We start from the raw sequence: 23,637 nt of genomic DNA on the forward strand, positions 1-23,637 counted from the left end.
TAAATCTATGGTTTTACAGATACCTTTTTTTGGTCGGGGTATCTGTATTCAAAAAAATGTTGCAGGAGCTAGGAGTCAAGCTGTTGTGAGTAGCTTTTGCTTGTCAGCATGGCAGAGTGGTGAGGAGTGTGTAGATGCGGGGCTACTTTATTCGATCCAAGGCTATATTAAAATGTGCTGATAGCGAATACGATGGTCTTCGGTTGGCTCTCAATGGGTAGAAATTAATCTACTTTTTTCTTCTCCAGTTCGCCTCTCAAATACTGATTGTATTCGTCGCAAGTGAGTTTGCCAGACAATCCAGAGTAGGGGCAGGTTTGATACACCGCACCAAATTTGCCTGGAGTGATCAATACGCCCGTGCCATTGCATAGCGGACAGTGCATGTAGTCAGAGGGGCAGTCGAAGTAGCCCTGGGTAGTTAGCTGTTTTTGTGTGCGGTCTATTTCGTCTTCTCGTTGCTTGCGAAAAGCTTCATTAGCTAGCTCGATATAGTTGCTTACCTCGTCGTAATACTGGCCTGTGGTGCCTTTCAGTTCCATGTATTTGTTTAGCCAGTTGATAGCCTGTTTGTATTTGCCTAGGTGGTAGGAGTTTCGGCCAAAGTAGTAGGCCAGATTGCTGGGCAGCTTGGTCATCTTGCTTAACGCATCTCTGAAAAACTGATCCGCCGCTTCGTAATAGCCGTTCTCCATGGCTTCCACACCCCGATCCATACTCGTGAGAGCATCACGTTTGATGATGCCTTGTGCGCTAGATACTTGCCAGCTCAGGGTGAGGATAAATAAAACAACAAGGTGCTTAGATAGCGACATAGGCGATGTTATGATTAGATAGTAAAGGAAGTCTCAGTATTCAATAGTTCTTTCTTTGTCATTTCAAGCGATCGTGAGAAGTTATAGCAATTTGCACGCCGTTTTGAATTTCTCGAATTGCTAAAATGAGCATAAAGAAGGACTGTAAAGTGTAATGCATGATCCTCAAATAAGGTTGCAAATTAGAGTAAGTCGTTAGAAAACGATAGGATAATTGTAAAATTCAATAGTGTTTTCTTGAATAATTGAAAATGTTATATTTTTTTCTTGTAGATGTTTTGATATTAAAAATTTGATTGGCACTTTTGAGACGTTAAATGACACTATGAACAACACAAGAACATTTTTCTGGAACTATTATTACTTTTATTTCTATGCGGTAGCAAAGGGGTCGAAAGAATAGTTCTTTAGTGTTTTTGAAGAAATATAGCAAAGCCCCGGAATTATTCGGGGCTTTTTTTTTACCAAAAATTGGAAATTTTTTAAAACGACAAATGGAAATAGGCATACAGGGGGTAGAGGGATCATTTCACAACGAAGCGGCTAGTGCATACTTCGAAGGCAAAGAAATCAAGATCCAACCATTTCATGACTTCCGGTCTTTGGCTCAGGCAATCAATGCCAAGCAGCTCGACTATGGAGTGATGGCTATAGAAAATACCATCGCTGGGAGCATCTTGCCCAACTATGCCTTGATCAACGAGTACGACCTAAAGATTACAGGTGAGATCTATACGAGAATAGAAATGACCTTGATTGCGCATAAAGGCAAGACAGCAGCAGATTTGGATCAGGTGTTTTCTCATCCGATGGCCTTGTTGCAGTGCGCAGATTTTTTGGCAGACTATCCGCAGATCAAGCTGACAGAGTACGATGATACCGCAGACAGTGTGCGCATGATTCGCGACAAGCAACTGCTGAACGCAGGAGCCATCGCCAGCAAAAGAGCAGCAGAGCTATTCAATATGGAGATATTGAATACCAATATAGAAACCAATAAGAAGAACTATACGCGTTTTTTGATTATGAAAAGCCGTATGAATGGTCAGGATCATAAGCCGCAAAAGGCATCTTTGAGAGTGATCACCAAGCATGATCCAGGATCATTGGCAGATGTGTTGCAGATATTCAAGCTCCATGGGATCAACTTAACAAAAATTCAATCTATGCCCATATTAGGCAAACCTTACCAATATGCATTCAATATTGATGTGGTATGGGAAGATTATGACAATTATAAAGATGCGCTTCACGCTTTGAATAGTAAAGTAGAATTGGTGAAAGTGCATGGAGAATATATAAAAGGAAATATACCAACGGTATGATAGAGGTAGCAAATAGAATTGCGGAAGTAAAGGAATATTACTTCTCCAAAAAACTCGACGAGATCAGAGAGATGAATGCTCGTGGCTGTGATGTGATCAACCTAGGGATTGGTAGTCCTGATTTGCCACCTGCCAAGCAGGTGACGGACAAATTGGTACAAAGTGCCAGTCAGCCCCATACACATGCTTACCAGTCGTATCGTTCTATTCCAGAACTGAGAAGCGCCATATCGGACTTCTACAGCAGGCATTACGATGTGCAATTAAATAGTGCCACCGAGGTGCTGCCGCTCTTGGGGTCGAAGGAAGGCGTTATGTACATCTCCATGGCTTTTTTAAACCCTGGAGACACCGTTTTGATACCTAATCCTGGCTATCCTGCGTACCGTACGGCAGCAGATATGATGGGAGCAAAGGCCGTATATGTTGATCTGAAAGAAGAAAATAGCTGGTTTCCTGACTTGGAAAACCTAGATCCAGAAGTATTGACTTCTGCCAAAATGATGTGGGTGAACTACCCCAATATGCCTACTGGACAAAAGGCTTCTGCAGAGATGTTTGTGAAGTTGGCCGCGTTTGCGCAAAAGCACAACATCCTTGTGGTGAATGACAATCCATACAGTTTCATTCTCAACGATCAACCCATGAGCTTGCTGTCGGCATCAGGTGCGATGGAAAACTGCCTAGAGCTCAACTCCATGAGCAAGGCCTTCAATATGGCTGGTTGGAGAGTAGGTATGGTTTGCGGACGCGAAGAATATGTGAATGCCATCTTGAGAGTAAAGTCAAATGTGGATTCGGGGATGTTCAAGCCTGTACAAGAAGCGGCTGTGGAGGCACTCAATTTGCCTGATTCGTGGTTTGATGAGGTGAATTTAGAATATGCTCAGCGTAGAAAATTGGCAGAACGAATCTTAGATATACTGGGTTGTACCTATGACGCTAAGCAGTCTGGCATGTTTGTGTGGGCAAAAATACCAGTAGGTCAAAAGAGTGAAGATTTTATAGAAGAGGTTCTACAAGAGCGTTTTGTGTTTATCACACCAGGAACCATCTTTGGGTCTAATGGCGAAGGATATGTGAGAATATCGCTTTGCGCCAATAAAGAAATGTTTAATACAGCCATCGAAAGGCTAGAAATGGTAAAGGCATGATCGTATCTATTATTGGCTTGGGATTGATCGGAGGATCAGTAGCCTTGAAGCTCAAAAAGAGTGGATTTGCAGATCAGGTGATCGGAGTAGACCTCAATGATGAACATGCGGACATGGCCAAAAAAATGGGGCTCGTGGACGATTGTTTGGTCTTGCCTCAGGCATTGTCGATTGCCGATTTGGTGATACTAGCCATTCCGGTAGACTCGATTAGAAAACTGCTGCCTAGCGTGCTGGATCGTATTGATGAGCGTACGACAGTCATCGACTTGGGTTCTACCAAAAGCGGTATTTGTGAGGCGGTCTTGGGTCATCCCAATAGGAAAAACTTTGTGGCGGCTCACCCCATCGCTGGTACAGAAAACTCTGGGCCAGAGGCGGCGTTTGATTCGCTATTTGACGGAAAAACAGGCATCATTTGTGATGCAGATGAAAGCCAGCAAGCATCATTCTTATTGGCAAAAGCCTGCTTGGAAGCGCTCGATATGCATGTGGTGGAGATGGGTAGCAAGTCGCATGATCTGCACATTGCCTATGTCTCTCACCTGTCGCACATCAGTTCGTTTGTCTTGGGACAAACCGTACTGGAGATCGAAAAGGATGAAGCCACTATTTTCAATATGGCAGGTAGTGGATTTGAATCTACCGTGCGACTAGCGAAAAGCTCACCTCAGATGTGGGCGCCAATATTCAAGCAAAATCAAAAACATATCTCAGCCTCGCTGGGAGCGTATATAGAAAATTTACAGGCATTCAAAAATATGATTGACAGTGGCGAAGAAGATGCCATGATCGATTGCATGAAAAACGCCAATGACATTCGACGCGTGTTGGATGGAATCAATGACAAATCGAATAAAAAAGAAACACTGAATCAAATTATTTAAGTAATAAAGACATGGACGTAAATTTAACTTTATCCCCACTAGAAAATTGGATCGAGGGACTCGAACAACCACTAGTGATCTCTGGGCCTTGTAGTGCAGAAAGCGAAGAGCAGGTATTAGAAACTGCCAGACAATTGAAAAAATACACCAATATCAAAGTATTGAGAGCGGGTATTTGGAAGCCAAGAACTAGACCAGGTGCATTCGAAGGCATCGGTGTGGTAGGATTGAAGTGGTTGAAAAAAGCCAAAGAAGAAACTGGTTTGCTAACTGCTGTAGAGGTAGCTACTGCTGAGCACGTAGAGCTAGCATTGAAATTCGGTGTAGACATCCTTTGGGTAGGTGCTCGTACGACTGTGAATCCATTCGCAGTGCAGGAAGTAGCCGACGCTTTGAGAGGTTATGACGTGCCAGTATTGGTGAAAAACCCAATCAACCCAGACCTACAATTGTGGATCGGTGCATTGGAGAGAATCAACCAAGCAGGAATCACCAAACTAGGAGGTATCCACAGAGGCTTCTCGCCAATGAGTGGTTCGCAGTACAGAAATGATCCATCATGGGAGATTCCGATCGAGTTGAAAAGAATCATTCCTAACCTACCTATCGTTTGTGATCCAAGTCACATCGCAGGCAACAGAACATTGATCGAGCCGATTTCTCAAAAGGCATTCGACATGCAAATGAACGGGATCATGATTGAGTCTCACATCGACCCAGACAATGCTTTGAGTGATGCTAAACAGCAAATCACACCTAAGACATTGGCAGGTATCTTGGATCGATTGATCATCAGAGAGCCAAACACTGAGAACGTTGATTTCGAATTGAGATTGAAAGAATTGAGATCTAAAATCGATAAAATCGACAACGAATTACTCGAAGTAATGGGTGCTAGAATGCAAGTAGCTGAGGAAATAGCGATGCATAAAAAAGAGCACAACATCACCATCTTGCAAGTAGGTAGATACGAAGAGATCATGAACGACAGAGTGAAGAAAGGCAAGAGCGTATTGTTGAAAGAAGATTTTGTGAAGCATTTGTACGAATTGATTCACGACAACTCTATCAAGAGACAAACAGAAATTATGAACACAGAAAACGCATCAGGAGAAACTGCCTAAGGTTTTCTTCAATGTATAAAAAGCCGGATCGCCTCAAGGTGGTTCGGCTTTTTTTGTGTTTTGGAAGATCATTATTGAAATAATTCAAATATCACAGAGGTCTACTTTGAATTAAAAATCTATTACTATAGATTTGCACCTCGAAATTTAATAGCAGAACAATGGCTGTAACAAGATTAAAAAGAAAAGGAAGAAGAAATAAAGTGGTTGCAAAGGGTAAAGTGGCTCGAATCCAAAGATTGAGTGCTACTCCTGTAATCAAGCAAGTAGACATAGAAGAGTTAAAAGCAGGTTTTAAATCTGGTGCCGCCAAAGCAACAAAAGCTCCAAAGGAAGAAGCGAAAGCTCCTGAGGCTGCAGTAGTTGAAGCTCCTGCTAAGAAGGCTGCTCCTAAGAAAAAGGCTGCTGAAACTGAGGGCAAACCTGTAGCTAAGAAAGCTGCGGCTAAAAAGCCAGCGGCTAAAAAAGCTGCTCCTAAGAAAGAAGACAAAGAAGAAAAATAATAAGCATCACGCTTACACTCAAGAAACCATCCTGTGGATATACGGGATGGTTTTTTTATGCTCAATTTTGGATAGTTTTAAGATGCTTGCCTATAAGTAGCCTGGATCAGTCTGTATAGATGAGGGATTACTATATCGATAATTGATTGTCAAATTCAAATACCATCCTTTTTATCAAGAAAAGGATGAGCCTCCATGGCTTTAATGGTGGTAATTAATATTAGTTAAATTGGATATATATTCAGATTCGCCCCCAGATACGGAGTGATCCAGCAGTCTGATCCTACTTAATCAATTGAATGAGCTCTATCAAATGGACAACGATATCTACCATCATCCCTTCACTGTTTCGTCAAAAGACTGTACCAAGCACAAAACCATCAAACTACCTAATCTGCTAGATCATATGCAGGAGGCTGCTTGGGCAAATGCTACGTCGCTGGGCTTTTCTACCATAGACCTGATGGAAAAAGGGATTACGTGGGTGATGAACCGGATGCGAGTAGAAATCCATAGACTGCCTAGTCATAAGGAGCACGTGAAAGTAGAGACTTGGCCAGCTGGGATGGATAAGTATTTCACCAAACGTGACTTTAGGGTCTGGGGTGCTCAGGATGAATTGCTCGTAGAGGCTACTTCCAACTGGCTGGTGATGGATATTGTTACTCGGAAGCTAATCGCCATTCCTGAATACATCCATGAGGCTAAATTTGTGACAGATAGAAATAATGTGCCTCCTATTGCCGATAAGGTGAAGTACGAACAGGCTAAGACTACACATACCAGAGCTGTTCAGGTGTCTTGGTTTGATATCGACCTCAACGATCATGTGAATAATATCAAATACTACCAATGGGTATTGGATAGCCTAGGGGGAGAGTACTTGGAGCGTCATGCGCTAAAAAAGATAGACATTACCTTCAAGCATGAAGGTAAATACGGAGATGCATTTGTGTCCAAGTCTTATTTTGACGATAGTCAAAAATGCTGGCTGCATAGCTTAGACCACGCACAGTCAGGTGTTGCTCATGCTATTGCTAAAAGCTGGTTTGAGTGACTTTTAGAGTTGATTCATACAAGCTTAACAAAATTTAACATCATCGGATTTCCAAGGCTTGAAAATTTACATTTGGATTTTTATAATTGCGACCTCAGTGTAAATATTTGTAGCAATTAATCTGTATGAATACATGTCGATAGTAATTGAAAATCTGACCAAAAAGTACGGAGAACAAAAAGCAGTAAACAACATCTCGTTTGAGATTAAGACGGGAGAGGTAGTTGGTTTTTTAGGCCCTAATGGTGCTGGGAAAAGTACTACCATGAAGATGATCACCTGCTATATGTCTCCTAGTGCTGGGGATGTGAGATTAGACAATCGGTCTATTTTGGATCAGCCCGAAGAAGTAAAGAAAAAGATTGGCTACCTGCCAGAAAACAACCCACTTTATACTGATATGCCTATTGTAGAGTATCTGAGGTTTGCCGCAGAGATACAGGGCGTAGCAAAATCCAAAATCTCTTCTCGAATTGCCGAAATGATCGAGATGTGTGGTTTGGGGTTGGAAAAGCATAAAAAAATAAATGAGCTCTCAAAAGGATATAGACAACGAGTAGGGTTGGCGCAAGCCATGATACATGATCCCGAAGTGCTCATTTTGGATGAGCCTACCACAGGGTTGGATCCCAATCAGATCATCGAAATCAGAAAGTTGATCAAGAAATTAGGGAAAGAAAAAACAGTGATATTGAGTTCGCACATTCTTTCAGAAGTGGAGGCTACTTGTGATCGTATTTTGATTATCAATAGAGGAAGAATTGTGGCAGACGGTTCGTCGGAGACTTTGCGAAAACAATCACAAGGTCAGGAATTGCTGACCGTGCAGATAGAAGCCACCAACGACGAAGTGAAGAAGGAACTCCTCGGTCTAGCTACGGTAGAATCAGTGACACCCGTAGACGGCAAATCGGGGTATTTTACTGTACAGAGCAAGCCTGATCATGCTTCCAGAAAAGCCATTTTCGATTTGTGCGTAAGCAAAAAATGGTACCTGATGGAAATGACTGGCATTGAGACACAGTTAGAAGATGTATTTAGAGATTTGACGAACTAAAAAAAAACTAGAGATGAACAAAATTTGGATTATCGCAAGGAGAGAACTGGCCTCATTTTTTGATTCGTTGATTGCCTATGTAATCATCATTATGTTTTTGGGGTTTACTGGTTTTTTTACTTGGCTCACAGGCAATAATGTCTTTCTAATGGGGCAGGCTAGCTTGCAAGTGTTTTTTCAGATCGGATTCTGGACATTGTTTTTCTTCATTCCAGCATTGACCATGAAGATGCTAGCCGAAGAAACGCGTTCGGGTACGATAGAACTACTCAGTACCAAAGCCATTTCTGATTGGGAAATAGTAGTGGGCAAGTTTGTAGCCTGCTTACTGCTGGTCATTATCGCGCTTACATGTACCATTCCTTATTATGCTACGGTGAGCCAGCTTGGGTCTATAGATCATGGAGCTGTAGTGGGGGGCTATTTGGGCTTGGTGCTGCTTTCGGCTGGCTATATCAGCATTGGATTATTTGCCAGTTCAATCACCAACAACCAGATCGTAGCCTTTCTTATTGCACTATTGATTGGTGTTTTCTTTCACTTGCTTTTCGACATCATGGGTTTTAGCCTGAGAGGAGCAGCAGGGCAGGTGCTCAACTACCTAAGCATGCGGACACATTTCGACTCGCTGTCTCGAGGGGTGATCGATAGTCGAGATCTGATTTATTTCTTTTCGGTCATAAGTATAGGACTCACCTTCGCACAGGCTATGCTTTCCAGAAGAAATTGGCAATCCTAAATGCCAAGTGTAAGTAATTTTAAAGGATAAAGAATTTTAAAAGATGAAGAAAAATACTGTAATAATCAGGTTGATGGTGTTTGCACTCATTTTAGTAGTGATAAACATGATTTCTTCTAAGCTGTATTTTCGATTGGATTTTACCGAAGATCAGCGTTATACGTTGAGTAAGGCTACGGACGATATTTTGACCAATTTGGATGATGTTATCACTGTTAAGGCCTATTTTTCAGAAGACTTGCCTACGCAATTGATCAGTAATAGGCAGGACTTTGAAGATTTGCTCCTTGAGTATGAGAATAGGAGTAAGGGCAATATTGTTTATGAATTTATCAGCCCCAACGAAAGTGAAGAACTAGAGGCAGAAGCTCAGCAAAACGGCATTCAGCCTGTTATTATCAATGTGTCTGAAAAAGATCAGGTACAGCAGCTCAAGGCTTATATGGGAGCGGTACTTTTGAAAGGTGACCAAAAGGAAATTATATCGGTGGTACAGCCTGGGGTGGATATGGAGTACAGTTTGACAACATCGATCAAAAAACTGTCTGTCACGGACAAACCTAAAGTTGCTTTGTTGCAAGGGCATGGGGAGCCGATTATACAAGAGGTGTCTCAATTGGCACAGCAGCTATCGGTGCTATATGAGGTAGAAACGATCAATTTGACTGAAAAAACAGAGGTGCCTTCCTACGTGAGAACACTCGCTATCATCAATCCTAGTGACACGATTTCGGCTATTGAGTTTTCTCGGATCGACCAATTTATGAGTCAAGGAGGAGCCGTGTTTGTAGCCTATTCTAATATGAATGGAGATCTTCAAAGTGGTCGCTTGAGCAAAGGTGCGGACATTGGTTTGGAGGCTTGGCTAAGAGGTAAAAAAGTGAATTTAGGTAGCCAGTTTGTAGTAGATGCTCAGAGCGGTTCGGTCACTGTTCAGCAAAACAATGGGATGTTTACTTATAGGTCACAAATCAAATTTCCTTATTTTCCTTTGGTAAATGATTTCCCAGAACACCCCACAACAAATGGTTTGGAGGCTTTGATGTTGCCTTTCGTGAGTGGAGTTAGTTATACAGGCAATGACTCTACAGTATCTTATAGCCCATTATTGCTGACCTCGGAGATGTCTGGTCTAGCCCCGACACCATCTGGTGTAGATATACAAAAAAAATGGACACAAAATGATTTTAGAGAAGGACCACAGACCTTGGCAGTGGCACTAGAAGGGGCCTTGGCTGGCAATCAATTGTCGAAATTGATTGTGGTGGCTAACGGTCAATTTGTTGTCAACGGCAATCCACCACAGCAAATCAGTGAGGATAATGTTAACTTCGCTTCCAATGCCATCGATTGGTTGTCTGATGATACAGGGTTGATCGAATTGCGAACCAAAGGCATTACCAATAGGCCGCTAGAATCAGTAGAAGATAGCGCCAGAGAAATGCTCAAATACGGTAACGTACTCATACCGATCTTACTTGTACTCATCTATGCGTTTATTCGCAGGCAGCAATACAAAAGCAAAAAACAACAATGGATGGAAGGAAATTTTTAATCAGCTGAGTCATGAAGAAATTATCTAATATCAAATTAATAAGCGTGTTGGTGGCCTTGTGTCTAATCTACTTCGTTGTAGACTTTACGGGAGGAAAAAGTAAAAGCAAATCACTAAAGTCAGAATTAGTATCTATAGATACGGCCAAGGTGACCCAAATCTATGTAGATGGAGCCAGAGGTAAACAGGTGCAATTAGATCGAGTACAAGGGGAATGGGAGCTTACCCTGCCCAATGACAAAAAGGTATTGGCCAGTCCTAGTGCGGTAGATAATGCACTTTTTGCTTTGAATAGCATCAAGCCGTCGAGAATAGCAACCAAATCAGAAGCCAAATGGAAAGACTACCAAGTGGACTCGACGGGCACTAGGGTGAAAGTTTTTGAAGGAGGGGACCAAACTTTGGATCTAGTGATTGGCCGGTTTGGAATGGAAGGTCAGCGAGCATACCATACCTATGTGAGGCTCTACGACGACAAAGAAGTATATGTAGCCAAGGATTTTATGGGCTTTTCAGTTTCGGCAGATCCTTCAGCTTATAGAGATCAAGTATTGGCGAGAATCAACAAAGATTCTGTGGCATCGATTACTTTTAATTATCAAGCTGACTCATCGTTTAGACTGGAGCGAGTAGGGACTGCATGGCAAGTCAATGGTGAGCCAGCCGATTCGGCGGTTGTTGCCAAATATTTGGGAGGACTCAATTATGTGTCGGGCAAAGAGTATATGGACGAAGAAAACAAATTGACCGTGCCAGTCATGTCGGCTGCTGTAGATATGAATGATGGTTATACCGTCTTGTTTGATGGTTATCAGTTAGAGGATGAGTGGGTGTTTCACTCGTCTACCAATGAGTCTGGTTATTTCAAAGACATGGCTATTTTAGACAAAGTTTTTGTTGGGAAGTCGGAGTTGAAATAATAAGCCGATTCATTAGGATGAAAAGCGAGAACTATCTCCAGTTCTCGCTTTTTATGTTTTGTACCGCTCTCATGATGTCTTTTTGGCTGATTTGCCCTACGAGCTTGCCAGTTTCGTCTAGTACGGGAAATCGTCTGATTTTTTTCTCCAAAAACATTTGAGCAGCCTCAAAGATGTTTAGACCTGGATGAATGGTGATCACGTTTTTTGCCATATGATCGCTCACTTTACCGTCCATGATGGGGTGGTTATGGTACTTGCCTTTTACCACTTCCTTCAGACAATCCCCTTCTGATATTATACCACAGAGTTCTTTTTGGTCATTGACCACAGGTGCCCCTGAAATTTTGTGTTTGAGTAGTTGCTCCACTACCTCCATGATCGACTGATCAGGGTGAAAGGTGATGAGTCTCGTAGACATATAATCACTCACCGAGACGGGTTGTGTTTCTATCGTGTCTTCTTTTGTGATTTGTGCTCCTTTATAATTTTTTACCATGGCTAGAAGAATTTGGTTGCCCTAATAATTTACTCAAAATCGAGCGTATTAGCAATAGCGATGTTTTCACACTAAAAAGAACGAAGCCATCTGATCATTGGGGAGATTTGTAAATGATCAAATGAGCTTCGTCATCACCAAGATTTTTTAATAAAAGCTAGGCTTATTCATCTCTCAATACTTCCGAAGGGTTTGAAATAATGACTTTATAAAAATTACTCAGTACGGTCAGAGAAGAAATGACCAAAGCCAATAAACCTGCCACTAAATAGGGCACAATGCCAATGCTGATGCGATAAGCAAAGTCATCGAGCCAGCCTTCTACGAAGTAATAGCTCAATGGTATGGCTGTAGCAAAAGCGATTACGATGAGGAAAAATTGTTCTTTGTAGCCTACATAAAACAACTTGAGAAAATTTGCTCCCAGTACTTTTCTGATTCCTATTTCTTTCATTTTTTGCTGCGCAATAAAGGAAGCCAGCGCAAACAGTCCAAGGCAAGCAATGATGACCGTAAGCACAGCAAACGTACCCAGTATCGATCCCATGTTGTTTTCTGCTTGATAGAGTTTTTTTAGTTCATGGTTGAGCATTTTGTAAGTGAATGGTACGTTGTTGACATGGGCTTTCCATACTTCTTCTAAATGAGCCATCGTGGTGGCGTCTGTGTTATTTAGCCGAATGGCCACATGGCGAACAAAGAAATTGCCATTGTTGTTTTGTCTGTTTCGACGGACATCCAGTGCAAATGGCCCAATAGGCGAATGCAATGATTTGTAATTAAAGTCTTCAACAACACCTACTATTTTTTCATTGCCGCCGCGAGAGACCATGCGTTGGCCTATGGCATCTTGTGGGTTGGAGTAGCCTAGTGTCTTAGCCATCGTTTTGTTGACCAGCATCGAGAGCGAGTCCTCACGAGCATATTTGACAGAATAGTCTCTACCTGCGATGATTTTCATACCCATTGAGGATACAAACTCCTCATCCACAACTAGAGCAGGGTAGTAGTTCCATTCGCCGGCAGTCATGCCTTCGTGATTAAACTCGTGATTGTTGTTGTTTACCGCCAAGATGTCACTCATTACGGTTACGTTTTCAATAGACGAGCTACTCATGAGCTGGGTTCGAAAGGCATCGTAGGATTGCCCAATACGAGTACTAGATACATCCAAAACCATGATTTTGTCCGCATCAAACCCGTAGTTTTTATTGTTGAGCAAGGCCAGTTGATGGTAAGTCACATAGGTGAAAATGATCAATACGATGGCGATGGTAAACTGCGCGATCACGAGTACTTTTCGGAGTATTTTACCACTGCCTTGTGAGATCATTTTTCCTTTGAATACGACCAAAGGATCGAATGACGAAATGAAAAAAGCAGGATATACCCCAGATAGGAAACCGATCAAAAAGACAATACCTGTCATGATCGAGAGCATTTTTAAGTTTAGCAACTCGAAGATGCCAATTTCGAGCGTAGGCTCTAACAAAGAAATAGAGATCACCGATAGTACCAATGCAATGAGATAAGCAATAAAAGCAATGATGATAGACTCTGCTAAAAACTGGATAATGAGTTGGCTTTTGGTGGCGCCAGAAACTTTCCGAACGCCTATTTCTTTGCCTCGCAAGAGAGAATAGGAAGTGGATAAGTTTACGAAATTCACCATTGCTATGATCAGTAAGAAGACTGCACACGAAGCAAAAATATAGACATATTTGATGTCGCTATTGGGTGCCATTTCAAATTCTAAATGCGACTGTAAGTGAATGTCTTCAATAGGCATCAACTGATGAGAGATCTGATGCTTGGTGCGATCGTCATAATACTTTTGAATAAAGCCAGGTAGCTTGGCTTCAAATTGTTCGGGGTTGATATTGGGTGCCAATTTGATGTATGTCCAGGCGGGGTTCCATATCCAGTTGCGCTGCAAGAAAGGAAAAGGATCTGTAGTAGCCATCGAGTGCAGCATATTAGCTTTGATGTGCGAAACCGAATTTTGTCGAAAGACGCCAGTGATTTCAAATGGGTTTTGAAAACCCACACGAGTGATTTTTTTACCTATCGGATTTTCGTCTCCCCAGTATTTTTTGGCAAGACCTTCTGAGACAACAGTCGTCCAGGGCGCAGTCAGTGCGGTGTTCTTGTTCCCCTGTATCAAGGAGAAGTCGAGCATATCGAAAACCGACGAGTCGGTAAAGTACACGTGCTTCTCGTTGTAGAGCTCTTGGTTTTCTAATTGGATGGTTACAATTGGGTTTTGAAAATCAAAAAAGCGAACCATATATTCGATATCATCGGGAAAATCTTTGAGTAGAAACTTGCCTGTATTGGGTGGGCAGCTCGATGAGTTTTCGGTGAAGTTGTCACTTTTTATCATTTCATGGATACGATAGATTCGTTCCGAATCGGCATGACCCGTGTCGTAGCTCAATTCTTTTTTGATGTATAAGGTGATAAAAATGAAAGCCGAAAGGCTAATGCCGAGGCCAAGAATGTTTATAGATGAGATGAGTTTGTTCTTCGATAAACTCCTGAGAGTTACCTTGATGTAGTCTATTAGCATGAGTTTGAGTTTTTGATTACAACCTACAACGTAGGTGAGCCTGTATGGTTGATCATTTTACATGAGCGGTGTTTTTTGTTTGCCCAAAAGCAATAATCAGAAGTCTAATAGCCACAACGCCATTGGTCCATAGGATGCGGAAAGATCATGCTCTTGTGTTAGCTGCCCATTACATTCAGTGTAGATACATAAAAGTCGGGGTCGATATGGAGTGATTTTGGTTGCTTGACTTCGATGCTTTGCCAGCCTGTATTGGCTTCGAGCCATATATCTACACCATCTACAGATACTTTCACTGGTAGGTCAAAGCCTTCGACTACGCCAGACCAGCGATAAAGAATGTGATCATCTTTTAGTATATATTCAAATACAGGCAGACTACTTTTTCTCAGGTATTGATCAAATACATATTGAAAATCTCGATCCGCTTGCTCGCTGATGAAGCCTTCTATTTGCTGGGTAGTTACGGTTTGATGGTAGAAGGTTTCGTTGAGTCCTCGTAGGATGTTGCGCCATTTGGCATCGTCGTTCACCACTTGCCGTAGGGTGTGTAGCATATTGGCCCCTTTGGGATACATATCTCCAGACCCATGGGCATTCACGCCGTAGTCGGCGATGATGGGCATGGTGTCGTCGATACCTGCACGCAGCCCACGGATGTATTCGGCGCCAGCCGCTTTGCCATAGAAGTATTCGGTGAATAGCCCTTCGGAATAGGTCGTGAAGCTTTCGTGTATCCACATGTCGGCCATGTCTTTGTAGGTGATATTGTTGGCAAACCACTCGTGCCCACTTTCGTGAATGATGATGTAGTCCCATTTCAGGCCCCATCCTGTACCAGACAGATCCGTGCCTTTGTAGCCGTTTTGGTAGCCATTGCCATAGGTGACGGAGCTTTGGTGCTCCATGCCCAGATATGGTGCTTCCACAAGCTTGTAACCGTCTTCATAAAAAGGATAAGGGCCAAACCAATATTCCAGTGCTTCTAATGTTCGAGGGGCATCTTTGAACTGTTTTTTTGCTTTTTTTAGGTTGTCCCGCAGTACATAGTAGTCTAGATCTAGTTTGCCTTTTTCGCCTGCGTAGCTTTCTCCAAAATGCACGTAATCGCCAATGTTGATGTTTACGCCATAGTTATTGATCGGATTGTTGACAAACCAGTGGTAGGTCTTGGTGCCGTTCTTGTTGTCATCTACGCCGCGGGGTCTGCCGTTGGATACATCTATCAGGTGCTTGGGTACGGTGATGCTCATGAGCATACTATCTACTTCGTCGTACATATGATCTTTGCACGGCCACCAGAGGCTAGCACCAATGCCTTGACATGACGATGCTATGAAGTCGTTGCCATTGTTGTCCTTGTTCCAAGTGATGCCTCCATCCCAGGGCGCATTTTTCGCTTCTAGGGGCTGGCCTCCATAGCTGAGGAGGAGGCTGTTTACTTCTCCTATTTTTTGCTTTTTTACTAATTCGATGAAATGAGCCGGGCCTTCTTTAGTGAATTTTAGGTTTTGTCCATCTTGGCTTGCACCTTTCAGTTCCATAGGGGCTTGCAGATCGATTTGAATGACTTGGTATTCGGATAATACTTTGTAGTCTACTTGGTTGGTGCCTTCCAGTGTTTTGCTGGCAGGGTCTACGTTCATGCTTAGGTGATAGTAGGTGAGATCCCACCAAGCGCGCTCTGGAGTGATAGATCCTCGCAGGCTGTCTAGACGGCTGTAGGTGGTGTCATGCTGGATTTCTTGGGCCGATTGCAATATGATTATGGACGATAGTGCAGTAAATAAAAGAATGGCTGTTCGTTTCATAGGAGTCTCATTGTTCGTAGTTCAAATGTAGCCATAAACCGATGGGCACTAATGAAGATACAAAGGATTCCTGTCAATAGAACTTTTCTTCCTTTGGAAGGAAAAAAGAAATGATAATTGGTTTTGATGGCCTGTCTTCGTTTCATGCGTTAGTCTACTCATTTCATAAATAAGAACTCGGAATTTGTTTTTTGGAAATTGAACATTTCATAGTCCATGCCCTGAGGGAGTTGATTACCTTTGGTTGACAGTCGCAAGACCAAAACCTAACCACTATTCATAACCACGCAGTATGTCAATTATTAAAATAAACGGAGCAGATATCTATTACGAAATTCATGGGATCGGGCCAGAGACAATTGTTTTTAGTCACGGTTTGCTCATGAATGGCAGGATGTTCAAGGCGCAGGTTGATTATTTCAAAGCGCGTTATCGATGTGTGATATACGATCATCGTGGGCAAGGTAGAAGTGAGGTGACTGCCGAAGGATACGATATGGAATCTCTTTCTATGGATGCCATTGAATTAATTAAAGCTCTAAAGCTTGGACCTTGTCATATGGTAGGATTGTCTATGGGAGGGTTTGTGGCCATGCGGTTGGCAGTTCATCATAGTGAATATATCAAATCCTTGCTATTGGTGGAGACCTCAGCAGAAGAAGAGCCTAATAAGTTTAAGTATAATGTGTTGAAAACCATCGTCAATTTATTTGGCGTCAAAGCCGTGATCAATAAGGTAATGCCCATCATGTTTGGTCAGACTTTCTTGAAAGACCCGATCAGAAAAGAAGAAGTAGATTATTGGCGAAATGAAATACTGGCCAATGAAAAATCCATTACCAAGTCGGTGGCAGGTGTGATTCAGCGAAACGCAATCAGTAGTGAACTGGGCAAAGTATCTATGCCTACACTCGTCATAGTAGGGGATGAAGACGTGGCTACCACCGTAGAAAAGGCTAAAAACATCAAATTGAAAATTCCACAAGCACACTTGGCTACGATCAAGCGAGCAGGCCATTCTTCTACCATCGAAGAGCCTCGTCAGGTCATCGATGCCATAGAAGTATTCTTGAATGGTGTCCATTAAATAGCGTATGTCTTGACTATTTTGTTGGGGGCGTAATCATGATGTGCGCATTGTAAGTGCCAGGAAACATGATCCAAGGTCCACCAGGTACCATGGGTTTGAGGGGTAGACCTGTAGACTCCTGAGTAGCCCAAGGGATATAGACCACATATCTAAGTTGGGCGTTTTCTACCAGGCCAGTAGTTGAATTGTATTTTGCTTCTTTGCCGTAGAGTACATGTAGTGTGGCCGGTTGCTTTGGCATATTGAGAGTGCCCGCTTTGGCTTCTTTTGATCTGATTTCTTCAATTTCTTTTCGGTTCTTTCCTTCGGCTTTTAGTTCACGACCCCTAGTCATAAAATCGGCCAGACTGCTGTGGTAGCAGACGGCTTTAAAACCCGCAATGCTTGGATCGTTTGCGAGACATACAAGATCGTTCGTTCCTTTTCGAAGTGCTATTATTTCATTTTTTTCATTGTATCCCAAGACGGTGGCGTCGGCGCGTAGTTCCTCTGGTCCAGCTTGTATGGTAGCGGCGATTTGTTCAGCTTCTGATGGCGTTTGAGCTGGCAATATTTGACTAATAAGTGACAAGAGAGTGAATAGAAGGGGTATTGGTTTCATCGTTGTGGTTGTTTGTTTCATGGAAATCTAGTTAAAAATAATTTATCATTTTTTTGTAATATCAAAGAACCTACATACTTTACAGTATAAATTATTCTAATATAGTACAATGAAACAAGGTAAAATTAAGTTCTTCAACGAGTCTAAAGGATATGGATTTGTCGTTGATGATGAAGATTCAAAAGAGTATTTCGTTCACATATCTGGTCTTGTAGACCAAGTGAAAGAAGGAGATGCGGTGACGTTTGATTTAAAAGAAGGTAAAAAAGGTTTGAATGCGGTTGACGTAAAACAAGCTTAATTAATATCTAATTTTTATTAAAGGTATTTGGTCCCGATTTATCGGGACTTTTTTTGTTTCAATTTTATTGGCATGCTATTCAGGGATTAGTTTGTAAAGTTGGGGGAATTACTATATCGATAATTGATGCCCAATCAAAATATCCTTTTTATCAAGAAAAAGGATGAGTCTCCAGGTTTTTTGGTGGTAATCGAAATTACTTAAACTAGATGTAAATTTAGGTTCACCCCCAGAAATACGAAGTGAACCATGGGTACCCCTCTCAGGTTTGTAGCTGTTTCGTTCCTTGTATTTTTCGCCGATACGCCAAACGGTATATTCAGTAAGTCATCAAGAATGGCCCATTATAAGGATGATTAATTATATAAAAACATTCAAAAATGAATAACATCATCGTATTAGGTGGTGGTATGGTAGGTAGCGCCATGGCCATCGATTTAGCTAAAAACAATAAAGTAACTGTAGTTGATTTTAATCAGGCAGTGCTAGTCAAACTGCAGGCCAAGTCTCCGGCTATTCAGGTGCAGGCTCTTGACGTGACCAAAGAAGCTGATTTGAAAAAGTCCATAGAACCCTTTGATATGGTAGTCTGCGCTGTGCCTGGGTTTTTGGGCTATCAAACGCTTACTTGGATACTAGAAGCACAAAAAAATGTAGTGGATATTTCATTTTTTCCTGAAGATGCTTTGACGCTGAAGTCATTAGCAGAGGCTGGTGGAGTCACTGCCATTGTAGATTGTGGTGTAGCACCAGGTATGAGCAATCTTGTCTTGGGTTATCACAATGAGAGCATGAACATCGAACATTTTGAATGTTTGGTCGGAGGATTGCCCAAAGTGAAAAAGTGGCCATTTGCTTACAAAGCACCTTTTTCGCCAGTGGATGTGATCGAAGAGTATACCCGGCCAGCACGATATGTGGAAAACGGCCATGTCCTAACCAAACCAGCTTTATCGGATGTAGCCCACCATGATTTTGATGCAGTGGGTACGTTAGAGTCCTTCAATTCGGATGGGCTGCGTTCGCTTTTGTTTACGATGGGTCATATTCCAAACATGATAGAAAAGACTCTCCGTTACCCTGGGCATGTGGAGTATATCCAAGTCCTCAAGTCTAGTGGTTTTTTTGAGACCCAGCCCATTGAAGTAAGTACAGGAGTACTAGTCAATCCATTGGATTTTACCTCAAAAGTACTTTTTGATGAATGGAAATTAGGGGAAACCGAAGAGGAAATGACCGTGATGCGTATCACAGTGTCAGGAAAAAATGAATCAGGAGATAAGGAAACCATCATCTATCATCTACACGATTCCTACTGTGCAGATACCCAAACGTCTTCAATGGCACGGACGACGGGCTACACCGCAACAGCTGCTGTGAATCTATTGCTTCAGGGGAAGTTTGGCGAAATAGGGGTGTTTCCTCCAGAGCAAGTGAGCAACCATGACGGTTGTTTTGATTTTATTTTACATTATCTGAGTGAGCGTGGCGTAGTTTACCGTAAAGAAACTATTTTAGGATAATTTTCTTAATACTAAGAATCTTATGAGCATATGGTAGGGTAGGGCTTTTAATTGCCTAACTTTGCGACTTATCATAAAATTTTCAGATTGAATACTTTCTCAGAACTCGGGCTTGAACCAAGGTTGGTCGATGCTCTTAACGATTTAGGCATTGTTAAACCCACCCAGATTCAGCAGGAGGCCATTCCGATACTTCTCGATTCTATGCAAGACTTTATTGGTCTGGCACAAACGGGTACCGGAAAAACCGCGGCCTTTGGATTGCCTTTGCTTCAGGTAGTCAACGAAGACTCCAATACCTGTCAGGCAATTGTACTTGCACCTACTAGAGAACTCGCACAGCAGATTGCAGAAGGCTTGAATAGCTTCGCTAAAAACATACGTAAATTGAAGATCGAAGTGGTATTTGGAGGAGCTGCCATTACCAACCAAATCAAAGCACTCAAAGCCAAGCCTCAGATTGTAGTAGCTACACCAGGTCGATTGGTAGATTTGATCAATCGCAAAGTGATCAGCATGAGTTCGTTGAGCTATGTGGTGCTAGACGAAGCTGACGAAATGCTTAACATGGGCTTCAAAGAAGAGCTTAACAAGATATTGGCAGATACACCTGCTGAGAAAACAACTTGGTTGTTTTCTGCCACCATGCCTTCGGCCATCACCAACATTGTAAGTACTTACATGAACAATCCGAAAGAGGTTTCGGTAAAAAGTGGCGTAGAAGTAAACAAAAATATATCTCATCAATACTTGGTAGTAAAGATGAGTGACAAACTAGAGGCTATCAAAAGAGTATTGGATGTCAATCCTAATTTTTATGGAGTTATGTTTTGCCGAACTAAAATTGATACGCAAAACCTAGCTGATGACATTAGTCGTGCGGGTTATAGAGCAGAGGCCTTGCATGGAGATCTTACCCAGAAGCAGCGAGACGCTGTGATGCGCAAATTCAAGGACAGGTCATTGTCTATGCTCGTAGCTACCGATGTGGCTGCTCGTGGTATAGATGTAAATGACGTGACACACGTGATTCACCACAGATTGCCAGACGAATTGGAGTTTTATACCCATAGAAGTGGTAGAACAGCCCGAGCAGGTAAAAAAGGAATCTCTATAGCCTTGGTAAGCAAAGGTGAGGTAAGGCGAATTGGAGATATAGAACGAAGATTGAAAATCAAATTCGAAAAAGAGTTGATACCTACGGCTGACGAGGTGATGTCTTCTCGTATGGACAATTCTTTGAAGTTGATCGCTGATTATGAAATCAAAGGTGAGTTGCCTGCAGACTTGAGAAAGCAAGCTCAGGAAATGTTTACCGCTCTATCTAAAGAAGAATTGGTAGATAAGCTTTTGGCTCAAGAGTTATCAAAAGTTAATATCTCTAACAGTGGAGACCTTAATCAAACAGAAAATAGTAGATCTAAAGAAGGGGGTAGAGAGCGATCTAGTGGCACACACGCCAGATTGTTTATCAACCTAGGGAAAATTGATGATATATCTAATGCCGAATTGCTCCATATGATTTGTGACATCTCTGGTGCAGACAAATCTAAGATTGGTAAAATAGAACTGCAGCAAAAAAGAGCCTATTTCGAGGTGGAGAAAAGTATTGCCAATGATGTTATGGGCAAATTCAAAGGCTACGAGTTTGAAGGTAGAGAAATCAGAGTTAATGAAGAGGAGCAGTCTTCTAGGTCTGGTCATGCTCAGCAACGAGGCTATCAGGATAGAAAACGACGTGGTTCTGGAGGCGGCGGCTCAGGAAGGTCTGGTAGATCAGGTGGTTCCGGACGCTCTAATAGTGGCGGAGGCCGTTCGGGCAGATCTGGTGGACGTAGACGCTGATACTCTGAAGGTCAGACTAATTTTTCATTATATTGTTGTGTACAACGGTTTCATGTGCTTCTAATTGAATAATTAGAGTATTGACTTGAAGTATTTCAATAAATATTTTCAAGATCCGTTTGATAGGTCGGTATTAAACTCGTATCTTTAGAGTCCGCCTGTATTATTTTATTAAAACTTGTTGAAGATTATCTTCCAAATTTTAAAATAATGCAACCCAACATCCAAAATGAGCCTTCCCTAGACTATGAAGCTCAACTAAAGCGTGTAGACTCCATGTTGAAATATGCGATGGAGTCGCGAGTGAGTAGTGTCAAAGATGCTATAGATCTCACTATTCAAGCACAGGCTAAGTGCGTGTCGCTAAACTATGCGCAGGGTCTTGCGCAGTGTTCTTGCCAATTGGGATTGTTTTATATGATCATTGGTGATCATTTGGCTGCGCTCGAGTACTCACAAGATGCCCTCAAGTTATTTACAGAGTTGGCGAGCAAGCAGGGTATGGCTGATGCACTATTCAACATAGGTAGCATTGAATACAAATCCACAAAATATCACAAGGGACTAGAGCGTTTTTACGAATGTTTACGGATTCAGCGAGAGATCAAAGATGTCGTGGGGGAGTCAAGAACATTGAAAGCGATAGGATTTATTTACGAAGCTTTTAACGAATACGATAAAGCGTTAGAGACGTATCAGAAATGTCGTGAGCTCAGTCATTTGAATAATGATAAGAATGGAGAGTCTAATGCTTGCAATCCGCTCTCTGGTATATATCTAAAGCGTGGTGATTATAAGAATGCGCTAGAGACCATCAATACCAGTATCATACTCAAAAAAGAAACGGGCGACAAACGAGGGTTGGCTTTTGCATGGTATGGCAAAGGGAAAATCCATCTTCACCTTAAAGAATATGAAGAGGCACGAGGATACTTCCTGAAAAGTTTGAAGGTGCACAATGAAGTGGGGGATAAGATGGGGTGTGGTATGAGTATGACCAAGTTGGGGCAAGTATGCAAATCGACAAATCAATATTCAGAAGCCAAGAAGTATTTTCATGAGGCTATAGCACTAGGGGAATCACTTGACAATTTACAATTGATGTATAAAGCCTATTATGAATTGTTCGACATTGCCATGAATGATAGCAATGAGTCTGAAGCATTGGCTTTTCATATCAAATATCACAATTATAAAGAGCAGGTGCTCAACTCCGAAACCAAGAGTAAGATTAAAAGTTTGGAGTCGATGTGGAAGATGGAGTCTTTGGAGTCCGAAGCCCGTTTGCAGAGAGAAAATAATTATGCCATAGAAAAGAAAAATGAGGAGTTGGATAAGTTTTCTTCTCGAGTATCGCATGATCTTCGAGGACCGATTTCTTCATTGATGGGATTGTATGATGTAGTAAGGAGTGAAATCAGTGATGAGAATGCTTTGAGGTACTTTCAGCTTTATCATCATAGAATTACTCGCATCAACCAGACCATCATAGATCTACTGGAGCTTTCTAAAGTCAAAGATTGGCAACTGTCTTCTACCAGAATTGATTTTGATGAGATGGTGGCCGACTGTATAGAATCATTCAGTTATTTGCCAGGGTTTGATAAAATCCAATTTGACATTGAACTCGACAAAGAAATGGAAATAGAATCGGACAGGAGTTTGATGAATACCATCATCCAGAACCTGATCGAAAACAGCATAAAATACGCTCGGCAAGATATCGACAATCCTTTCGTGAAAATACAAGTCAAACAGACCGCGGAGGACTACATGTGTGTGATCGTAGAGGACAACGGGATAGGGATAGAAGAGGAATATCAAACGAAGGTGTTTGATATGTTTTATAGAGCCAATGATGAAGTACAAGGGTCAGGTTTGGGGATGTTTATCTTGAAGTCTGCTGTAGAGAAACTAGAAGGAGAAGTGAGTTTGATGAGTGAGGTGAATAAGGGAACTAAGTTTGTTGTCTTATTGCCTATTTTGGAAAATTTAAAAAAAGAATATCTTGGTATCTGATGCCAAGGTTTGGATATAAGTATTAGAGAAAAAGCAATAATTATGAGTAAAAAAGTAGATAAAATAGACAATCCACTCGAAGACATGGATAATAGTGAAATTACGAATGTAGATCCAACCAAAATCGGAGGACTAGATAGGAATGTGGCAGAGGAATTTGATGAGGGAGCCCTTGATTGGACTAAAAGTCGAGGAAAAAAGAAAGATCAGAAATAGGTCTTTTTAAAAGCAGCGTTCAACCAA

General features: G+C 41.9%; 21 protein-coding genes. 16 read left to right on the forward strand and 5 right to left on the reverse strand.

Going from position 1 to position 23,637, the window contains the following annotated elements; all coding sequences use genetic code 11:
* Positions 1–224: 224 nt before the first annotated feature.
* Positions 225–815: a tetratricopeptide repeat protein gene (locus tag N7E81_RS12645; protein ID WP_263049952.1), complete on the reverse strand. Its 591-nt coding sequence runs from the start codon at positions 813–815 to the stop codon at positions 225–227.
* Between the two features lie 494 nt (positions 816–1,309).
* Here N7E81_RS12645 and N7E81_RS12650 point away from each other — a divergent pair, with 494 nt between their 5' ends.
* The 10 genes from N7E81_RS12650 to N7E81_RS12695 all read left to right on the forward strand — a co-directional run bounded on the left by N7E81_RS12650 (position 1,310) and on the right by N7E81_RS12695 (position 11,136).
* A complete protein-coding gene (locus tag N7E81_RS12650; protein WP_263049953.1) occupies positions 1,310–2,140 on the forward strand; it encodes a prephenate dehydratase in 831 nt (276 codons plus the stop codon).
* Complete coding sequence (locus N7E81_RS12655; protein WP_263049954.1) at positions 2,137–3,294, forward strand: pyridoxal phosphate-dependent aminotransferase; 1,158 nt, start codon at positions 2,137–2,139, stop codon at positions 3,292–3,294. The genes N7E81_RS12650 and N7E81_RS12655 overlap by 4 nt, the downstream gene beginning before the upstream one ends.
* Positions 3,291–4,181, forward strand: a complete 891-nt coding sequence (locus N7E81_RS12660) for a prephenate dehydrogenase (protein ID WP_263049955.1) — start codon at positions 3,291–3,293, stop codon at positions 4,179–4,181. Before N7E81_RS12655 ends, N7E81_RS12660 begins: the two co-directional genes overlap by 4 nt.
* Positions 4,182–4,192: 11 nt before the next feature.
* Positions 4,193–5,305 carry a bifunctional 3-deoxy-7-phosphoheptulonate synthase/chorismate mutase type II gene (locus N7E81_RS12665; RefSeq protein WP_263049956.1) on the forward strand — a complete coding sequence of 371 codons (1,113 nt, stop codon included), beginning with the start codon at positions 4,193–4,195 and terminating at the stop codon, positions 5,303–5,305.
* Between the two features lie 161 nt (positions 5,306–5,466).
* Positions 5,467–5,808, forward strand: a complete 342-nt coding sequence (locus N7E81_RS12670) for a hypothetical protein (protein ID WP_263053119.1) — start codon at positions 5,467–5,469, stop codon at positions 5,806–5,808.
* A gap of 313 nt (positions 5,809–6,121) precedes the next feature.
* A complete protein-coding gene (locus tag N7E81_RS12675) occupies positions 6,122–6,865 on the forward strand; it encodes an acyl-[acyl-carrier-protein] thioesterase (RefSeq protein ID WP_263049957.1) in 744 nt (247 codons plus the stop codon).
* Positions 6,866–6,998: 133 nt separating this feature from the next.
* Positions 6,999–7,922 carry an ATP-binding cassette domain-containing protein gene (locus N7E81_RS12680; RefSeq protein ID WP_263049958.1) on the forward strand — a complete coding sequence of 308 codons (924 nt, stop codon included), beginning with the start codon at positions 6,999–7,001 and terminating at the stop codon, positions 7,920–7,922.
* Positions 7,923–7,935: 13 nt separating this feature from the next.
* The gene (locus N7E81_RS12685; RefSeq protein ID WP_263049959.1) at positions 7,936–8,661 is read left to right on the forward strand and encodes an ABC transporter permease; all 726 of its coding nucleotides are present in this window, start codon (positions 7,936–7,938) and stop codon (positions 8,659–8,661) included.
* Positions 8,662–8,704: 43 nt separating this feature from the next.
* Entirely contained in the window at positions 8,705–10,216 is a 1,512-nt protein-coding gene (locus N7E81_RS12690; protein ID WP_263049960.1) for a GldG family protein, read from the forward strand.
* A gap of 11 nt (positions 10,217–10,227) precedes the next feature.
* Positions 10,228–11,136 (forward strand): DUF4340 domain-containing protein, encoded by a 909-nt coding sequence (locus N7E81_RS12695; protein WP_263049961.1) that lies wholly within the window; start codon positions 10,228–10,230, stop codon positions 11,134–11,136.
* 31 nt (positions 11,137–11,167) lie between these two features.
* Here the strand turns inward: N7E81_RS12695 and N7E81_RS12700 are convergent, their stop codons facing one another.
* The 3 genes from N7E81_RS12700 to N7E81_RS12710 all read right to left on the reverse strand — a co-directional run bounded on the left by N7E81_RS12700 (position 11,168) and on the right by N7E81_RS12710 (position 16,015).
* On the reverse strand, positions 11,168–11,635 hold the full coding sequence (locus N7E81_RS12700; RefSeq protein ID WP_263049962.1) for a CBS domain-containing protein: 468 nt from the start codon (positions 11,633–11,635) through the stop codon (positions 11,168–11,170).
* Between the two features lie 163 nt (positions 11,636–11,798).
* Positions 11,799–14,204 carry an FtsX-like permease family protein gene (locus N7E81_RS12705; protein WP_263049963.1) on the reverse strand — a complete coding sequence of 802 codons (2,406 nt, stop codon included), beginning with the start codon at positions 14,202–14,204 and terminating at the stop codon, positions 11,799–11,801.
* A gap of 158 nt (positions 14,205–14,362) precedes the next feature.
* On the reverse strand, positions 14,363–16,015 hold the full coding sequence (locus N7E81_RS12710) for a M1 family metallopeptidase (protein ID WP_263049964.1): 1,653 nt from the start codon (positions 16,013–16,015) through the stop codon (positions 14,363–14,365).
* Between the two features lie 292 nt (positions 16,016–16,307).
* On the opposite strand from N7E81_RS12710, the gene N7E81_RS12715 reads away from it, so the two are divergent.
* Positions 16,308–17,102, forward strand: coding sequence for an alpha/beta fold hydrolase (locus N7E81_RS12715; protein WP_263049965.1), 795 nt, complete (start codon positions 16,308–16,310; stop codon positions 17,100–17,102).
* A 16-nt stretch (positions 17,103–17,118) separates the two neighbouring features.
* On the opposite strand, the gene N7E81_RS12720 is transcribed toward N7E81_RS12715, so the two are convergent.
* On the reverse strand, positions 17,119–17,706 hold the full coding sequence (locus tag N7E81_RS12720; RefSeq protein WP_263049966.1) for a hypothetical protein: 588 nt from the start codon (positions 17,704–17,706) through the stop codon (positions 17,119–17,121).
* A 109-nt stretch (positions 17,707–17,815) separates the two neighbouring features.
* Here N7E81_RS12720 and N7E81_RS12725 point away from each other — a divergent pair, with 109 nt between their 5' ends.
* The 5 genes from N7E81_RS12725 (at position 17,816) to N7E81_RS12745 (ending at position 23,610) form a co-directional block, all read left to right on the forward strand.
* Positions 17,816–18,007 (forward strand): cold-shock protein, encoded by a 192-nt coding sequence (locus N7E81_RS12725; RefSeq protein WP_263049967.1) that lies wholly within the window; start codon positions 17,816–17,818, stop codon positions 18,005–18,007.
* Between the two features lie 380 nt (positions 18,008–18,387).
* Complete coding sequence (locus tag N7E81_RS12730) at positions 18,388–19,530, forward strand: saccharopine dehydrogenase C-terminal domain-containing protein (protein ID WP_263049968.1); 1,143 nt, start codon at positions 18,388–18,390, stop codon at positions 19,528–19,530.
* Between the two features lie 87 nt (positions 19,531–19,617).
* On the forward strand, positions 19,618–21,375 hold the full coding sequence (locus N7E81_RS12735) for a DEAD/DEAH box helicase (protein WP_263049969.1): 1,758 nt from the start codon (positions 19,618–19,620) through the stop codon (positions 21,373–21,375).
* Between the two features lie 210 nt (positions 21,376–21,585).
* On the forward strand, positions 21,586–23,394 hold the full coding sequence (locus N7E81_RS12740; RefSeq protein WP_263049970.1) for a tetratricopeptide repeat-containing sensor histidine kinase: 1,809 nt from the start codon (positions 21,586–21,588) through the stop codon (positions 23,392–23,394).
* 42 nt (positions 23,395–23,436) lie between these two features.
* Positions 23,437–23,610 (forward strand): hypothetical protein, encoded by a 174-nt coding sequence (locus tag N7E81_RS12745; protein WP_263049971.1) that lies wholly within the window; start codon positions 23,437–23,439, stop codon positions 23,608–23,610.
* Positions 23,611–23,637 lie beyond the last annotated feature (27 nt).

It is taken from the genome of Reichenbachiella carrageenanivorans (genome assembly GCF_025639805.1).
Taxonomy (GTDB): Bacteria; Bacteroidota; Bacteroidia; order Cytophagales; family Cyclobacteriaceae; genus Reichenbachiella; species Reichenbachiella carrageenanivorans.

Excerpts from the sequence above, each read along its gene's own strand:
- N7E81_RS12645 (WP_263049952.1), bottom strand. The coding sequence starts at position 815 with ATGTCGCTATCTAAGCACCTTGTTGTTTTATTTATCCTCACCCTGAGC.
- N7E81_RS12650 (WP_263049953.1), top strand. The coding sequence starts at position 1,310 with ATGGAAATAGGCATACAGGGGGTAGAGGGATCATTTCACAACGAAGCG.
- N7E81_RS12655 (WP_263049954.1), top strand. The coding sequence starts at position 2,137 with ATGATAGAGGTAGCAAATAGAATTGCGGAAGTAAAGGAATATTACTTC.
- N7E81_RS12660 (WP_263049955.1), top strand. The coding sequence starts at position 3,291 with ATGATCGTATCTATTATTGGCTTGGGATTGATCGGAGGATCAGTAGCC.
- N7E81_RS12665 (WP_263049956.1), top strand. The coding sequence starts at position 4,193 with ATGGACGTAAATTTAACTTTATCCCCACTAGAAAATTGGATCGAGGGA.
- N7E81_RS12670 (WP_263053119.1), top strand. The coding sequence starts at position 5,467 with ATGGCTGTAACAAGATTAAAAAGAAAAGGAAGAAGAAATAAAGTGGTT.
- N7E81_RS12675 (WP_263049957.1), top strand. The coding sequence starts at position 6,122 with ATGGACAACGATATCTACCATCATCCCTTCACTGTTTCGTCAAAAGAC.
- N7E81_RS12680 (WP_263049958.1), top strand. The coding sequence starts at position 6,999 with ATGTCGATAGTAATTGAAAATCTGACCAAAAAGTACGGAGAACAAAAA.
- N7E81_RS12685 (WP_263049959.1), top strand. The coding sequence starts at position 7,936 with ATGAACAAAATTTGGATTATCGCAAGGAGAGAACTGGCCTCATTTTTT.
- N7E81_RS12690 (WP_263049960.1), top strand. The coding sequence starts at position 8,705 with ATGAAGAAAAATACTGTAATAATCAGGTTGATGGTGTTTGCACTCATT.
- N7E81_RS12695 (WP_263049961.1), top strand. The coding sequence starts at position 10,228 with ATGAAGAAATTATCTAATATCAAATTAATAAGCGTGTTGGTGGCCTTG.
- N7E81_RS12700 (WP_263049962.1), bottom strand. The coding sequence starts at position 11,635 with ATGGTAAAAAATTATAAAGGAGCACAAATCACAAAAGAAGACACGATA.
- N7E81_RS12705 (WP_263049963.1), bottom strand. The coding sequence starts at position 14,204 with ATGCTAATAGACTACATCAAGGTAACTCTCAGGAGTTTATCGAAGAAC.
- N7E81_RS12710 (WP_263049964.1), bottom strand. The coding sequence starts at position 16,015 with ATGAAACGAACAGCCATTCTTTTATTTACTGCACTATCGTCCATAATC.
- N7E81_RS12715 (WP_263049965.1), top strand. The coding sequence starts at position 16,308 with ATGTCAATTATTAAAATAAACGGAGCAGATATCTATTACGAAATTCAT.
- N7E81_RS12720 (WP_263049966.1), bottom strand. The coding sequence starts at position 17,706 with ATGAAACCAATACCCCTTCTATTCACTCTCTTGTCACTTATTAGTCAA.
- N7E81_RS12725 (WP_263049967.1), top strand. The coding sequence starts at position 17,816 with ATGAAACAAGGTAAAATTAAGTTCTTCAACGAGTCTAAAGGATATGGA.
- N7E81_RS12730 (WP_263049968.1), top strand. The coding sequence starts at position 18,388 with ATGAATAACATCATCGTATTAGGTGGTGGTATGGTAGGTAGCGCCATG.
- N7E81_RS12740 (WP_263049970.1), top strand. The coding sequence starts at position 21,586 with ATGCAACCCAACATCCAAAATGAGCCTTCCCTAGACTATGAAGCTCAA.
- N7E81_RS12745 (WP_263049971.1), top strand. The coding sequence starts at position 23,437 with ATGAGTAAAAAAGTAGATAAAATAGACAATCCACTCGAAGACATGGAT.